Raw genomic sequence first — 15,172 nt, 5'->3', positions numbered from 1 at the left:
GCGTTTCGGGGGGAACCATGCGCGTATGGGCTTTGCCGCTGGCCCTGCTCGCTCTCGCGCTGTGCGTCACCTATTCGGTGGCGCGTCACCAGCGGGCCACGACGCCGGTCGCGCCCATCCGGCCGGCTCTCGTCAATCCCGAGGCGCTCGCCAAACGACTGGCGTCCATACAGGACGGTTGGCCGCGTAGCCGCAACTTCGACTGCGCGAAGCTGAAGTGCGTGGCCCTGACCTTCGACGACGGGCCGGGCGAGCACACCGCGCCGCTGCTCGACCTGCTGCACAAGCGTGACGTCAGGGCCACGTTCTTCGTCATCGGGCAGATGGTGGCGGCCGACAAGGACGGCCGCCTCACCCGCCGCATCGTGGAGGAGGGCCACGAGATCGGCAACCATTCGTGGAGCCATCCGGCACTTGCGGCGCTGTCACGCGAGGAGATCGAACGGCAGCTCAAGCGCACCGACGACCTGGTGGAGAAGCTGACCGGGGTGCGGATGCGGGTGATGCGGCCCCCGTACGGGTCGACGGACGACCGCGTCGTGGCGGAGTTGCACCGCGAGGGGCTGGCGCAGATCCTGTGGAACGTGGACACGCTCGACTGGCTGAACCGCGTGCCCGCCCTCGTGGCCAAGCGGGCCGGCGCCGCCAAGCCCGGCTCGATCGTCCTGCTGCACGACATCCACCGGAGCACCGTGGAGGCCGTGCCTGCCATGCTCGACACCCTCGAGAAGAAGGGCTACACGTTCGTCACGGTCTCCGAGCTGTACGGCAGGACGCCCTCGCCTGGGCGGACCTACACCGAGCGCTGAGGTCCGTCGTGTCGGTGAGGCGTGGCACCCTGGTGACATGGGTTTCAGCGGCTTCCCTGACGAGGCGTTCCTGTTCTACGAGGGGCTCGAGGCGGACAACTCGAAGACCTACTTCACGCGGCACAAGCACCTCTATGAGGAGGCGGTGCGGGAGCCGATGCTGGCGCTCACGGACGAGCTGGCTCCGGAGTTCGGGCCCGCGCAGCTCTTCAGGCCCTATCGGGATGTGCGCTTCTCCAAGGACAAGTCGCCGTACAAGACCCACCAGGGCGCCTTCGTGGACCTGCAGCCCGGGATCGGGCTTTACGTCGAGGTGAGCGCGGCGGGGCTGTTCACGGCGGGCGGCTTCTACACGCAGGCCGCCGACCAGGTGGCCCGCTACCGGGCGGCCGTGGACGAGGATCTGTCGGGCAAGCCTCTCGAGTCGCTCACCTCGGGGCTCGTGGCCCAGGGCTACGCGCTGTACGGTGAGCGGCTCAAGACCAAGCCGCGGGGCTTTACGGAGGACCACCCACGCATCGAGCTGCTGCGGCACAAGTCGCTCTACGCGGGCATGAGCTTCGAGCCGGAGCCGTGGGTGCACACGGCGGAGGTGCTCGCGCGCGTGTCGCACACCTGGCGCGCCTACGGCCCGCTGGTCGACTGGCTCTGCACCCACGTCCGCGGCAGCGAGCTGCCACGCCGCTGAGCCGCCCGGCCCCGTGGGGTGGGGATCACGGACCGCCGATGTTGCCTGGGGCCGTGGTGGTGACCTGGTCGCCCTTGAGGATGCGGTCCACGGTCTGCCCCGCCGCCGAGGTCGCCGCCGTCGTGCCCGCCGCCAGGACGATGGCCAGCGTCGGCGCCGCCAGGCTGCGGATGCTGCGCAGGTTGCGTACCCGGGCCCACGGCTCCCCGGCCAGGTGCATGATGCGCCACTCCCAGAACAGCCCCAGCCCGATGCAGACCACCGTCACCTGCCCCACCACGATCCCCACGACCTGCGCCTTGTCGAAGGCCCCGATGTCCGGCTCCACCAGCGTCGAGAGATAGCCCGACAGCTCGGTCAGCAGCGCCGCCGCGGTGAGGTGCAGGGCCTTGGTCATGGGCTGGGTGCCGCGGACGCGCGGGTAGAAGTAGCCGAACAGGAAGCCGAAGGCAGGCAGCGTGATCAGGTAGCGCCCGTCGAAGATGAAGCTGGTCAGGTCCACCCCCTCAGGCCACCCGTGCACGATCGCGAAAGGCAGGCTCAGCAGCAGGCTCACGGTGAAGGCGTGCACGCCGTTGTGCCACGGCGTGCACCCGCAGGCGGTGGCGAAGGCGGTTTCCGGGTGCCGTCCCTGCTGCTGCAGCGCCGTCTCCAGAGCGTCCCGCTGCTGGTCGAAGTCTGCCATCGACATCTCGCCCGAGCCGATCATGCCCCGTCCGACGCGGTACAGCTCCTGCTCCGCGACGAGCAGCAGCCGCTTGTGCAGGGCGTCCCTGACGAGCCGGCGGTGCTCCTCCTGCGAAGAGGGCTCGGTGAGGGCAGGACGGAGCCCCGAGAGCAGCCAGTGCGCGGTCGCCCAGGCCACGATCGAGGTGATCGCGAGCAGCGGCAGCGGCACGTCGATGTCGGCCAGCGTCGTGCTGCCGCCGGGCGTGATGTACAGCACCATCAGTACGGCGATCATGGTCGACTCGGCGACCGCGTTGTCGATCGCGGAGAGCTGCCCGCCGAGCCGCTGGAGCCGCAGCACCAGCATCAGGAACCCCAGCAGCAGCAACCCCAGCACCCCGCGCACCAGAGGGGTGAGGGAGAGGCTGCCGATCATGGGCTCGGGCTGCGACACCGCCAGGCTCCAGGACCCGGAGTCCAGCCACTCGGTGGGCCAGCCCTGCACCAGCAGGCTCACGATCACGGCGCCGACCACCGCGCCGCGCGTCCACTGCTTGCTCGCCACGGTGATGGCGGCGACCGGGATCATGGCCCAGCCCAGTGCCAGGATCAGCCGTACGCTGTCGGGCGGGTACACCCCGGCCAGCAGGGCCCGCAGCCACAGCGCCAGCGCGAGCAGCCCGATCGCGGCCTCGGCCGACCACACGGCCAGCCGCACGATCACCGACCTGACCCCCAGGTCCACGCTGAACGCCACCGCGGACCCCGCCGCCGCCACGGCGGCCACCGCGCCTCCGGCCAGCAGGACCTGGCCGGACAGCTGGCCGTGCAGCCACGACCAGACCAGCATGCCGAGCCCGACCACCACGCCCAGCCCGGTCACGACCAGCAGGTCGCGCGTGTTCCACGGCGGGCTGGTGGGCAGCACCCGCCCGGCGTGCCGCAGCGCGAGCGCGGGCACCGCGACGAAGAGGACCACGTACGTCACCGCCGACCAGTCCTCGGCGACCAGCGGGATCAGCAGCGTGGGCGCCGCCAGTCCGAGCCCGACGACCAGTTCCCTGTTGGGCACGCGCTCCAACCACCCGCGCCCGAGCGAGCGCGCCAGGAAGACGACCAGCGCGAGGGCGGTGAGCACGCCGAGCGTGGTGGCCCACGAGAAGCCGTCCTCCACGGCCACGTCGGCGAACCCGTACGAGTCCGGCGCCAGCGTCATGCTCACCGGGTACGCCCCGATGGCGAACTCCAGCCGCGCCTCCTGCTCGCGGTCCGGGGTGATCCCCGCCAGCCGCAGCACCGTCCACTCGCCGGGCTGAACCGCGATCGAGCGCGAGGTGACGATCAAGGGGGACTCGCTGGGGGCGTTGAAGTCGAGCTTCAGCAGCTCGCTCCGCTTGATCTGGCGGAGCAGCGTCACCGTGAACCTGGCCGTGGTGCCTGAGGTGTCCGAGTCGAGGACGGGCGCCAGGCGCGTCGTGGGCGCCAGCCCCGGGCCGTCCACCTTGATCGCGCCGAACGCGGTGTCGGTGACCTGCTGGAGCGTGCCGGGGAAGCCGGCACCCTGGCGGAGCGCGCCGATGAGCGGGTCCTTGGACGCCATGGTCAGCCGGTGCACGACGGTCACCTTGACCTGCCGCTGGCGGGGGTCGATGCGCCCCTCGGGCACCGGATCCAGGTCGGCCTCAGTCGCCCTGGTGACCGTCACCTCGGTGGCGGCCTTGCGGGCCCAGCGCACCAACGGATCGGCGCGGGCGGCGGCCGCCACCCACGGATTGGGCGCCGCGGTGCTCTTGGGCACCGCGGGGCCCGCCACCGGTCTGGCTGCGACGGTGCACCAAACAATCGCCCCCAACGACACCAGAGCCAGCCCGAACGCGGTTGCCATTCGGAGCTTTCCCACAATTTGGATGATTCTCCGGAATGACAGAATGTTCCATGTTATGGGGTCACGGTGTGATTACAGCTGCTTCCCCGGGCCTTTTTCCTTTACCCGCGTGCACGTGCATCGCCCGTGGCGAAGCCGGGATGCTTACCAGTCGTACTGACAGCTGAATAAAGGCCCGGAAAATCTCAGCCCCGCTTGGCGCGGGCCGCGGCGCGACCGCGCGTGGCGGCGTCGAGCACGACCTTGCGGATGCGCACGTGCTCCGGAGTGATCTCCACGCATTCGTCCTCGCGGATGAACTCCAGCGCCTGCTCGAGCGAGAGGACGCGCGGCGGGATCACCTTCTCTGTCTCCTCGCTGGTGGAGGAGCGCATGTTGGTGAGCTTCTTCTCCTTGGTGATGTTCACGTCCATGTCGTCGGACCGGGAGTTCTCGCCGATGATCATGCCTTCGTAGACCTCGGTCGTCGGCGAGACGAACAGGGTGCCGCGCTCCTGCAGGTTGAGCATCGCGAACGCGGTCACCGGACCGGACCTGTCGGCCACCAGGGAGCCGTTGTTACGGGTGCGCAGCTCGCCGAACCACGGCTCGTAGGAGTCGAACACGTGGTGCACCAGACCGGTGCCGCGGGTCTCGGTGAGGAACTCCGTGCGGAAGCCGATCAGGCCACGAGCCGGCACCACGAACTCCATCCGGATCCAGCCGGTGCCGTGGTTGGTCATGTGCTCCATGCGGCCCTTGCGCACGGCCAGGAGCTGGGTGACCGCGCCGAGGTATTCCTCCGGGCAGTCGACCGTGAGGCGCTCGACCGGCTCGTGCACCTTGCCGTCGATGGTCTTGGTGACGACCTGCGGCTTGCCGACGGTCAGCTCGTAGCCCTCGCGGCGCATCTGCTCGACCAGGATGGCCAGCGCCAGCTCGCCGCGGCCCTGCACCTCCCAGGCGTCGGGCCGGTCGGTGGGCAGCACGCGCAGCGACACGTTGCCGACCAGCTCCTTGTCGAGGCGGTCCTTCACCATGCGGGCGGTGACCTTCGAGCCCTTGACCTTGCCGACCAGGGGCGAGGTGTTGGTGCCGATGGTCATCGAGATGGCCGGCTCGTCCACCGTGATCAGCGGCAGCGGGCGCGGGTCGTCGGGGTCGGCCAGCGTCTCGCCGATCATGATCTCGGGGATGCCGGCGATGGCGATGATGTCGCCGGGGCCCGCCTCCTCGGCCGGCTTGCGCTCCAGGGCCTCGGTCATGAGCAGCTCGGTCACCTTGACGCGCTGGATCGAGCCGTCGGTGCGGCACCAGGCCACCTGCTGGCCCTTGCGCATCACGCCCTGGTGGATCCGGCACAGCGCGATGCGGCCGAGGTAGGAGGAGGCGTCGAGGTTGGTGACGTGGGCCTGGAGCGGCGCGCTCGGGTCGTACGTCGGCGCGGGGATGGTCGACTTGATGATGTCGAACAGCGGCTCAAGGTCGGGCGAGTCGGGCATACCGCCGTCTTGTGGGCGCTCCATGGAGGCCCTGCCCGCCTTGGCGGAGGCGTACACGATCGGGAAGTCGATCTGGTCCTCGGTGGCGTCGAGGTCCATGAACAGCTCGTAGACCTCGTCCACGACCTCCTTGATGCGGGCGTCGGGGCGGTCGACCTTGTTGATGCAGAGGATGACCGGCATCTTCGCGGTCAGCGCCTTACGCAGCACGAAGCGGGTCTGCGGCAGCGGGCCCTCGGAGGCGTCGACCAGCAGCACGACGCCGTCGACCATCGACAGGCCGCGCTCGACCTCGCCGCCGAAGTCGGCGTGGCCGGGGGTGTCGATGATGTTGATGGTCATGCCACCGTGCTTGACCGCGGTGTTCTTCGCGAGAATGGTGATGCCCTTCTCGCGCTCGAGGTCGTTGGAGTCCATGACGCGGTCGTCGACGTCCTGGTTCGCGCGGAAGGCCCCGGACTGCCAGAGCATGGCGTCGACCAATGTGGTCTTGCCATGGTCGACGTGCGCGATGATCGCGATGTTCCGCAGGTCGTCGCGGCTGTTCAAAGGCATGATGACGTCTCGCTCTATGTGAGGTGGGGTCGGCCGCGCGAAGTCGCGACCACATAAGTCTAGTTGATCCCCTCTGATGCCAGCGCGGCGCGAGGGGAGAGGCAGGATATGCGGGTCTACATACTTGGGACACCTCTGTACGCGTGGGAAACCTCACGTACATAGCGGGTTGCACAATTGTGCGCATGGCAATCGTGGCCCGCGTCCCTAGATTGTCGGCATGACGTGGACAGAGCTGGTGATGGCCGCGGCGCCGACTCGGGGGGATCAGCCGGCGGTGAGCGATGTCAGGACCGGTGGGGTGCTGTCATACGCCGCGTTCGTCAAACGCGTCACCCGTGCCGCGGCGGGGCTGCGCCGCCAGGGTCTGCGCTTCGGCGACCACGTCATCGTCAACGTCCCGCTCGGCACGACGCTTCCCGTCGCGGTCCACGCCGTGGCCTGGGCGGGCGGGGTCGCGGTGCTCGCGGCCTCGGGGGCGGCCCGCTTCATGATCACTCAGGGGCATTACGACTCCGCCGTGGCTAAGGTCGAGCAGGTCTTCTCGTTCCGGCCGGTGCCCGGGGCGAAGCCGTTCAGCGAGCTGATCGGTGAGCGCACCCTCGAGTTCGGCCCGCTGGCGGGCCCCGCGATCGTCGTCGACGGCGTGCGGACGTTCCGCCATGACGCGCTGGCGAGCGACCTGCGCAAGCTCGCCTCGCGCCTGGTGATCGACAAGGACGACGTCGTGATCAGCGCGGTGAGTGAGCCGTTCAGGGGGCTCAGGGTGGTCGATCTGGCGATGACGGCGGGCGCCCACGTCGTCGTCGCGCACGAGCCGAGCCTGATCGGCTGCCGCGTGCTGGCCGCCGAGCGCCGGGCCACCATGGTCGTCGCGCCGTATGACCTGGCCAGACGGCTTCTCGGTGACCCCATTCTGCGTGTCGTGGACGAAAGGGCGATCGTTAGCTCGCTTGGGCTGTGAAAAGTGCCACACTGTGGGAGAGTGTGATCCTTCAGCGACGCAGGGTGACCACATGCCAGAGCCCCCCAGGCACAACCTTCCCGCTGAGCCCAACCGGTTCGTGGGCCGCGAGCGCGATCTCGACGACCTGCGTGGCCTGTTCGGCGAGACCCGCGTGGTCACGCTGTGTGGGGTCGGGGGCATCGGCAAGACCAGGCTGGCGCTGCGCGTCGCCGCGCGGCTCGTGCCCGCCTACCCCGGCGGCGTCTGGCTGGTCGAGCTGGCCAGGGTGCACCGCCCGGAGCTGGTCGATCAGGAGATCGGCCGCGTGCTCGGCGTGTGCGAGGAGGCGGGCCGCCCGGTTTTCGCCACCGTGACCGACCGGCTGCGCGATCTGCACTGCCTGCTGCTCCTCGACAACTGCGAGCACCTCATCGACAGGTGCGCCGAGGTCAGCGCGGCGCTGATCGCGGCCTGCCCGCGGCTGAGCATCCTGGCCACCAGCCGGGAGCCGCTGCGCATCGCCAGCGAGCTGATCTGGCGGGTGCCGCCGCTCGACCTGCCCGACATGGGCACTCCCGACGCCGAGTCCGTGCAGCTCTTCATGGACCGGGCGGCGGCCGCCGGCACCAGGCTGGGCAGCGACAGCCTGACCGACGTGGTGCGTCTGTGCCAGGCGCTCGACGGGCTTCCGCTCGCGCTGGAGCTGGCCGCGGCCCGCACGAGCCTGCTCAGTCCCGGGCAGATCGCCGACCGCATCGACGACCGGTTCTCGCTGCTCACCACCGGGGGCCGCACCGCGCCCGCCAGGCAGCGCACGCTGCTGGCGGCCGTCGAGTGGAGCTACGACCTGCTGTCGGAGAAGGAGCAGGTGCTGCTGCGCAGGTTGTCGGTGTTCCCCCGCGACTTCGACCTCGACCTCGCCGAGCAGATCTGCGCCGGTGAGCCGATCTCCGAGGCGGAGATCGTCGATCTGCTCGGCGGGCTGGTCGACAAGTCCCTGGTGCTGTGCGAGGAGAGCCGCAGGCGCTACTGGCTGCTGGAGACCATCAAGCGGTACGCGGTCGAGCGCCTCCAGCAGGCCGGCGAGCGCGAGCTCCTGCGCGAGCGCCACCTCCGCGTGCTCTGCGAGCTGCAGGAGCGCCACTTCATGACCGAGATGGTGGAGCAAGGAGTGCCGTGGGCGCGCCGGCTGGCGGCGCTGACCATGAGCAAGAGCCTCGTCGACGACCAGCGGGTGGCACTCGACTGGGCGGCCGAGTCCGGCAACGTCGAGCTCGCCCTGCGCCTGTGCGCCTCCAGCACGGGCCTGCTGCCCATCTGCGGCAACCTCACCGAGATCGTCACCTGGGTCGAGCGGCTGCTCTCGCTCGACCTGACGCACGTGCCGCCCGAGCAGATCGCGCAGGCCAAGGCATACCTCGCCTACGGGCTGGAGGCCAGGGACGAGCTGAGCCGCGCCCTGGAGCTGGCCGAGGAGAGCCTGGCCGGGATGTCGCCGTGCAACTTCTACGCCCGCTCCGTCATGCACAGCCTCATCGTCGTCGTGCTGCTGCGCATGGGCAGGCCCGAGGACGCGGTGCACCACGCGGAGAAGGGCCTGGCCGTGGCCACCCGCTCGGGCGACGCGTGGAACCAGGCGGCGGGGCTGGCCGGGCTGTCGGCGGTGGCCCTGACCCGCGGGCGGCTGCGCGAGGCGCAGCGGCTCGGTGAGGAGGCGCTCGCGCGGGCTCGCGAGCACGGCCATCGCTGGATCATGGCCAGGACCGCGACCCAGCTCGGCGCGGTGGCCGAGTTCCGCGGCGACCTGGTGACCGCCAAGGCCCAGTACGAGATGGCCGTCCCATGGCTGCGCGAGCTGGGCAGCGACCTCGATCTGTCGCGCTGCCTGGCCAGGATGGGCAGGGTGGCGGCGCTGCTGCGCGAGTTCGCCACCGCCCGGGAGTGGCTGCGCGCCAGCCTCGCGCTCGGCAGGGAGACCGGGCAGCGGCAGAGCGTGGCCCGCTCCCTGGTGGGGCTGTCCGTGCTGGCGGAGTGCGAAGGCGATCTCGAGGGCGCCGTGCTGGCCGCCGCGGCGGCGGCCACGCTGCGTGAGTCGATCGGGCAGCAGTCGTCCACGATCAGGATCGAGGAGCTGCTCGGCCGGGCCCGCACCAAGCTGGGCGACGGACGCACCACCTCGTTGTGGGCGCGGGGGCGGGCGATGAGCCCCGACGACGCCGCCCGCCGCGTGCTGGAGGGCGAACGGGCGCCACAGAAGACGCCCGTGGCGGCCGAGCCGGTCAAACACTCGCTGCTGACCGCCCGCGAGCAGGAGATCGCCGGCCTGCTCACCCGTGGGCTGTCCAACCGGGCCATCGCGGCGGAGCTGGTGATCAGCCCCGCGACCGTCGCCCGGCACATCGCCAACATCATGGAGAAGCTCGGCTACACGTCCCGGGCGCAGATCGCGGTGTGGGCCGCCAAGCGCCCGAGCCCGCCGGTCTGACCGCCGGTACGACCTTCGCGGCGGGTGTGTAGGCGGCGCGCACGGAGGGTATGCGGTAAGGCTCAGGGCAGTGGCGGCGCTTCTGCATAAGGATCTGCATATTCCGCCCCATGTATGCACGAGACCCCCTCCCTACGGTGGGCCACATGGATGAGCGGATCGTCATGGTGGACTCGGGCACGGGCCTGAAGCTCACCGAGGAGCAGCTGGACGAGAGCTCCGCCGTCGCGACCGTCCAGCTGCGGCGCAGAGGCGTACGCGAGGGTGACACCGTGCTCATCTGCCTGCCCGTCGGGTGCGACCTGCTGGTGGCGGCCGCCGCGGTGATCGCCGCGGGAGGAGTCGTCTGTCCCCTGCCCGCGGAGCTCGACGCGGGCGCCCTCAGGGACCGCATGCGGGCGAGCGGCGCCCGCGTGATGATCTCGGACGTTCCGCAGGCGCTCGACGCGGCGGACGAATCACGCGTAAGGATCGTGATGAGCGTCGCCGACCTGGGCGTCCTGCATTCATATCCAGCCAGTCGCGAACTCTGCACGGAAAGTGATCGCGCCAGGCCCTGAAGCGGTGGAGACTATGCACGGATGTGCTCCTCCCGCTACCCAGTTGGGCCCCACATGACCACGCAACTCCTGCACAATCTCCCAGCCGAGCCCAACCGTTTCGTCGGGCGCGCCCGCGACCTGGCCGAGCTGGCGGCGCTGGTCCACGAAGAACGCGTGGTCACGCTGAGTGGCGTCGGCGGCATCGGCAAGACCCGCCTGGCCCTGCGCGTGGCGGCGCAGCAGGCGCACCGCTTCGCCGACGGCGTGTGGCTGGTGGAGCTGGCCCGCATCGGCAACCCGGCGCTGATCGTCAACGAGATGGCCGAGGTGCTCGGCGTGCGCGACGAGGTGCCCGGGCGGCTGCTCGACGGCCTGCGCACGCGCCTGCGCACGGCCCACGCGCTGATCGTGCTGGACAACTGCGAGCACCTGGTCGACCGCTGCGCCGAGCTGGTGGCCGACCTGATCGCCGAGTGCCCGGAGCTGCGGTTCCTGCTCACCAGCCGAGAGCCGCTGCACATCCCCGGCGAGCTGATCTGGCGGGTGCCGCCGCTGGAGCTGCCGGACGAGCGGCATCCCGAGGCGGAGTCGGTGCTGCTGTTCGTGGAGCGGGCGCACGCGGCCGGCGCGCGCGGGGTGAGCGGCAGCATGGACGACGTCGTACGCCTGTGCCACGCGCTCGACGGCCTGCCGCTCGCGCTGGAGCTGGCGGCGGCCCGCACCAGCCTGCTGGGCCCCGGCCGCATCGCCGACCGCATCGCCGTTCGCAAGGGCGACCGCTTCAACCTGCTCACCATCGGCGACCGCACGGCCCCCGCCAGGCAGCGCACGCTCCTGGCCACCGTCGACTGGAGCCACGAGCTGCTCCTGCCGAAGGAGCGCGTGCTGCTGCGCCGGTTGTCGGTCTTCGCCGGGCTGTTCGACCTCGTCCTGGCCGAACGGGTGTGCGCCGACGGCGGCATCGTGCGCAAGGCCGACGTGCTCGACCTGCTCGGCGGCCTGGTCGACAAGTCGCTGGTGCTCCACGACGCCGCCGGGCGCTACCGCCTGCTGGAGACCATCAAGCAGTACGCCGCCGAGCGCCTGGAGGAGGCGGGAGAGGCCGAGCGCCTGCGGGACAGGCACCTGAAGGTGATCTGCGAGGAGATGGAGCGCGGCCACGAGGCGGCCTCGCTCGACCGCAGGCCGTGGCAGGAGCGGTTCGCGCACTTCACCAAGGGCCGCGCCCTCCTCGACGACGCCAGGAACGCGGTGGACTGGGCGGTGGAGAGGAACCATCCGGCGTTCGGACTGCGCCTCGCCCGCGTCGCGCTGGCGATGCTGGCTTCGCGCGGGGATCTGGGCGAGAGCGTCGGCTGGCACGAGCGGCTGCTCGCGCTCGACCTCTCCGGCGTGCCCGCCGACCTGGTCGCGGTGGCCAAGGGCGCGCTGGCGTACGGGCTGGAGCTCGCCGACGAGCTGGCGGGCGCGGAGGAGCTCGTCGTGCAGAGCGTCGAGGAGCAGCAGCGGCACCCGTACACGTACTGGCTGGGCATGACGTACGGCGTGGCGCTGACCGTGTTCTTCCGCACCGGGCAGAGCGAGAAGGCACGGCGTTACCTCGAGGAGCTGGAGGCGGCGGCCACCGCCCACGACGACCTGTTCAACCTGGCCACGGCCAGGATCGCCCAGCTCAACCTGGCGCTCTTCAGCGGCGGGCTGCACCAGGCCCAGCGCTACGGCGAGGAGGCGCTCGCGCTGGCCAGGGAGGCCAGGCACCACTGGACGGTGGCCAGGGCGCTGACCCACCTGGGCGCGGTGGCCGAGGCGGCGGGCGACCTGGAGACGGCCAGGTCACACCACGCCGCCGCGCTGCCGCTGATCGAGGAGATGGACAACCGCGTCGAGCTGGCCCGCTGCCATGCCCAGCTCGGCCGGGTGGCGGCGGGGTTGGGCGACTACGCCGCGGCCAGGAGCCACATCTCCGCCGGCCTTGACCTGAGCAGGCAGATGGGCCAGCGCAGAGGCGTCATGCGCGCGCTCGTGGCGCTGTCCGCCCTGGCGCGGGCCCAGGACGACCTGGAGGGCGCGGTGCTGGCCGGCTCGGCGGCCACCGCGCTGCGCGAGTCCATCGGGCAGTTCGGCACGCCAGGGCGCGTCCAGGAGCTGCTGGTGCTCGCCCGCTCGAAGCTCGGGGCGGGGCGGGTGGCGCTGCTCTGGGCCAAGGGCGCGGAGCGGCCACCCGAGGAGGTGGCCAGGTGGGTGCTCGAGGGCCAGGCCGCATACATCCTTTCGCAGCCGGGCACGCCTGCTCAGGAGGCGGCGCCGTACGGCCGGCTGACCGCGCGGGAGCAGCAGATCGCCGCCCTGCTCGCCGGCGGCCTGAGCAACCGCGGCATCGCCCAGGAGCTGGTGATCAGCCCGGCCACCGTGGCCCGGCACATCGCCAACATCATGGAGAAGCTGGACTTCGACTCGCGGGCGCAGATCGCGGTGTGGGCGGCCGAGCATGGGGTGGACGCGGGGCGAACATAAGCTCATATCCATGCCCTTCGCGCCCAACTTCCCCGTCATGCTCAGGACCGACGACGGGGTCCGCATCGACGCCTCCCACACTCCCCCCCGGCGCACGCGAGGGAGCGCCGTCGCCTGGACTGAGGAACGCAGGGAGCGTAGCGACCGGAGTGACGAGGGAAGGCGACGGCACGGAAGCGACCGAGCCCGCCTCTGCGGAGCGGAGGCCATGAACACGGGGTTGGTTCTGGCACACGGGTTCACCGGGTCGTGGCGGGAGCGCAGCGCGCGGCGCATCGTGCACGTGCTGAGCGAGTACGGCGGCGTGGTCGCCTTCGACTTCCGCGGCCACGGGCGCTCCGGGGGCGAGACCACGGTCGGCGACCTGGAGGTCCTCGACGTGGAGGCCGCCGTCAGGCACGCCCGCGTGGTCGGCTACTCCAAGATCGCGCTCGTGGGCTTCTCCATGGGCGCGGCGGTGGCCGTGCGGCACGCGGCGCTGCGCGGGGGCGTGGACGCGGTGGTGGCGGTGAGCGGCCCGGCGCGCTGGTACTACCGCGGCACCAAACCGATGCGGCAGGTCCACTGGGCCATCGAGCGGCCGCTGGGCCGCTGGGCGGCCAGGATGGCCAAGCGCACGAGGATCGCCCGCGGCCAGTGGGACCCGATCCCGATGCCGCCGCACGAGGCCGCCGCGCTCATCTCGCCGACGCCGCTGCTGATCGTGCACGGCGACGCCGACACGTTCTTCCCGCTCGACCACCCGCACCAGCTCTACGCGGGCGCGCGCGAGCCCAAGGAGCTCTGGATCGAGCCCGGGTACGGGCACGCGGAGTCCGCCGCGACCCCCGATCTCATCCGCAGAATCGGCAAATGGATCGCATCGAACCTTTCGTGAGTTAAAAGCGTCTATCTAGGGCGGAAAGAAAAAAACCGCCGGGAGAAAGTCTCTGGGGAAGGAAACCGTCGTCGCGGTGGACGTGAGACATACTTCGGGTAGCGGGATCTGTACCTAGCGTTGCGGGGGCGCGCTGGGTGCACATTCCGCAGCAAAAAGGGCCTCGTGGCGTCGTGCCACGAGGCCCTTTCCTATGAGCTCAGCCGAGCCGCGCGATCGACTTGTACTCCAGGTAGCCGTTCAGACCCTCGGGTCCCAGCTCGCGGCCGATGCCGCTGGCCTTGTAGCCGCCGAAGGGCGCGTTGGTCTCCAGCATGAAGCAGTTGACGCCGTACGTGCCGGTGCGGACCTGGCGGGCCACGTCCATGCCGCGTTCGGTGTCGGCCGTCCAGACCGTGCCGGCCAGGCCGTAGTCGCTGTCGTTGGCGATGCGTACGGCGTCCGCCTCGTCCTCGTACGGGATCACGGCCAGGACCGGGCCGAAGATTTCCTCGCGGGCGATGCGCATGTCGTTGGTGACGCCGGCGAAGACAGTGGGGGAGACGTACCAGCCGCGGTCGTGCGGGCGGTCGAGGCCGCCGACGACGACCTTGGCGCCCTCGTCCATGCCGATCTTGATGTAGCCCTCGACCCGGTCCTGCTGCCGCTTGGCCACCAGCGGGCCGATGCCGGTCGCCGGGTCGGCGGGGTCGCCGACGGGCTGGGAGTTGACCATGCCGGCGACGGCCTCGACGACCTCGTCGTAGCGGTTGCGCGAGGCCAGGATGCGGGTCTGGGCCACGCACGCCTGGCCGTTGTTCATGAGGGCGGCCATGGACAGGAAGCCCATGCTGGCGGCCAGGTCGGCGTCGTCCAGGATGATCGCGGCGGACTTGCCGCCCAGCTCCAGGCTGACCCGCTTGAGCTGCTCGCCGCAGATGGCCGCGATGCGCCGGCCGGCGGCCGTCGAGCCGGTGAAGGCCACCTTGTCCACGCCGGGGTGGGAGATGAGGTGCTCGCCGACCTCGCGGCCCGCGGCCACGATGTTGAGCACGCCCGCCGGGAGGCCCGCCTCGAGCGCCCACTCGGCCAGCAGGTACGCGTCCAGCGGCGTCTCGGGCGCCGGCTTGAGCACGATGGTGCAGCCGGCCAGCAGCGCGGGCGCGACCTTGGTCATCGTGACGAACTGGGGCACGTTCCACGGCACCACGGCCGCCACCACGCCCACGGGCTCCCTGCGCACGGTGGTCGGGCCGAACAGCCCCGGCCGCTGCTCCTCCTGCTCGAACGTCTTGCCCAGCTCGGCGTAGTACTGCAGCATGCCCAGCGGCTGGGGCGCCTGGGCGAGGTTCGAGAACGTGATCGGCGAGCCCATCTCCTCCGTGATGAGCTGGGCCATCTCGCCCTGCCGCTCGTTGTAGATCGCGGCCAGCCTGCCGATCGCCTCGGCCCGCTCGGCGAACGTCATCCGCGGCCATGGCCCGTGGTCGAACGCCTCCCTGGCGGCCGCGACCGCCCGCTCCATGTCCTCGGCCGTGCCGTCGGGCACCCGGCCGACCACCTCCTCGGTGTGCGGGGAGACGACGTCAATCGTTCCGGTGCCCGCTGGGGCCACCCATTCGCCCCCGATGAACAGCGTGTCGTGCTGGCGCATGTCGTGAGCCTCCTGCTTGACCGAATGCTTGCTTGCCTTCGGAGTGTCTCAAGGTGACCGAACCATGTTCTGTCCGGACACGCAAGAG

General features: G+C 70.8%; 10 protein-coding genes. 7 read left to right on the top strand and 3 right to left on the bottom strand.

Annotated elements, in window-relative coordinates; all coding sequences use genetic code 11:
* The first annotated feature begins 17 nt into the window (after positions 1-17).
* Together ACIBVN_RS16435 and ACIBVN_RS16430 are read left to right on the top strand one after the other, a co-directional pair.
* Entirely contained in the window at positions 18-809 is a 792-nt protein-coding gene (locus ACIBVN_RS16435; RefSeq protein ID WP_397137040.1) for a polysaccharide deacetylase family protein, read from the top strand.
* Positions 810-846: 37 nt separating this feature from the next.
* The gene (locus ACIBVN_RS16430) at positions 847-1,497 is read left to right on the top strand and encodes a DUF2461 domain-containing protein (RefSeq protein WP_397137038.1); all 651 of its coding nucleotides are present in this window, start codon (positions 847-849) and stop codon (positions 1,495-1,497) included.
* 25 nt (positions 1,498-1,522) lie between these two features.
* Here the strand turns inward: ACIBVN_RS16430 and ACIBVN_RS16425 are convergent, their stop codons facing one another.
* On the bottom strand, positions 1,523-4,051 hold the full coding sequence (locus ACIBVN_RS16425) for a hypothetical protein (RefSeq protein ID WP_397137036.1): 2,529 nt from the start codon (positions 4,049-4,051) through the stop codon (positions 1,523-1,525).
* Positions 4,052-4,236: 185 nt separating this feature from the next.
* On the bottom strand, positions 4,237-6,087 hold the full coding sequence (gene typA, locus ACIBVN_RS16420) for a translational GTPase TypA (protein ID WP_397137034.1): 1,851 nt from the start codon (positions 6,085-6,087) through the stop codon (positions 4,237-4,239).
* Between the two features lie 220 nt (positions 6,088-6,307).
* On the opposite strand from typA, the gene ACIBVN_RS16415 reads away from it, so the two are divergent.
* The 5 genes from ACIBVN_RS16415 (at position 6,308) to ACIBVN_RS16395 (ending at position 13,451) form a co-directional block, all read left to right on the top strand.
* On the top strand, positions 6,308-7,051 hold the full coding sequence (locus ACIBVN_RS16415; RefSeq protein WP_349450922.1) for an AMP-binding protein: 744 nt from the start codon (positions 6,308-6,310) through the stop codon (positions 7,049-7,051).
* A gap of 52 nt (positions 7,052-7,103) precedes the next feature.
* Positions 7,104-9,518 carry a LuxR C-terminal-related transcriptional regulator gene (locus ACIBVN_RS16410; protein WP_397137032.1) on the top strand — a complete coding sequence of 805 codons (2,415 nt, stop codon included), beginning with the start codon at positions 7,104-7,106 and terminating at the stop codon, positions 9,516-9,518.
* A 146-nt stretch (positions 9,519-9,664) separates the two neighbouring features.
* Positions 9,665-10,078, top strand: a complete 414-nt coding sequence (locus tag ACIBVN_RS16405) for an AMP-binding protein (RefSeq protein ID WP_397137030.1) — start codon at positions 9,665-9,667, stop codon at positions 10,076-10,078.
* Between the two features lie 54 nt (positions 10,079-10,132).
* Positions 10,133-12,574 (top strand): LuxR C-terminal-related transcriptional regulator, encoded by a 2,442-nt coding sequence (locus ACIBVN_RS16400; protein WP_397137028.1) that lies wholly within the window; start codon positions 10,133-10,135, stop codon positions 12,572-12,574.
* Positions 12,575-12,782: 208 nt separating this feature from the next.
* Positions 12,783-13,451, top strand: a complete 669-nt coding sequence (locus ACIBVN_RS16395; protein WP_397137026.1) for an alpha/beta hydrolase — start codon at positions 12,783-12,785, stop codon at positions 13,449-13,451.
* Positions 13,452-13,650: 199 nt separating this feature from the next.
* Here ACIBVN_RS16395 and ACIBVN_RS16390 read toward each other — a convergent pair whose 3' ends face one another.
* Positions 13,651-15,084: an aldehyde dehydrogenase gene (locus tag ACIBVN_RS16390; RefSeq protein WP_397137024.1), complete on the bottom strand. Its 1,434-nt coding sequence runs from the start codon at positions 15,082-15,084 to the stop codon at positions 13,651-13,653.
* Positions 15,085-15,172: the final 88 nt, after the last annotated feature.

Origin of the sequence: Nonomuraea sp. NPDC049400 (assembly GCF_044466425.1) — a bacterium.
Classification (GTDB): domain Bacteria; phylum Actinomycetota; class Actinomycetes; order Streptosporangiales; family Streptosporangiaceae; genus Nonomuraea.
This window is presented reverse-complemented; position numbering and strand designations above follow the sequence as displayed.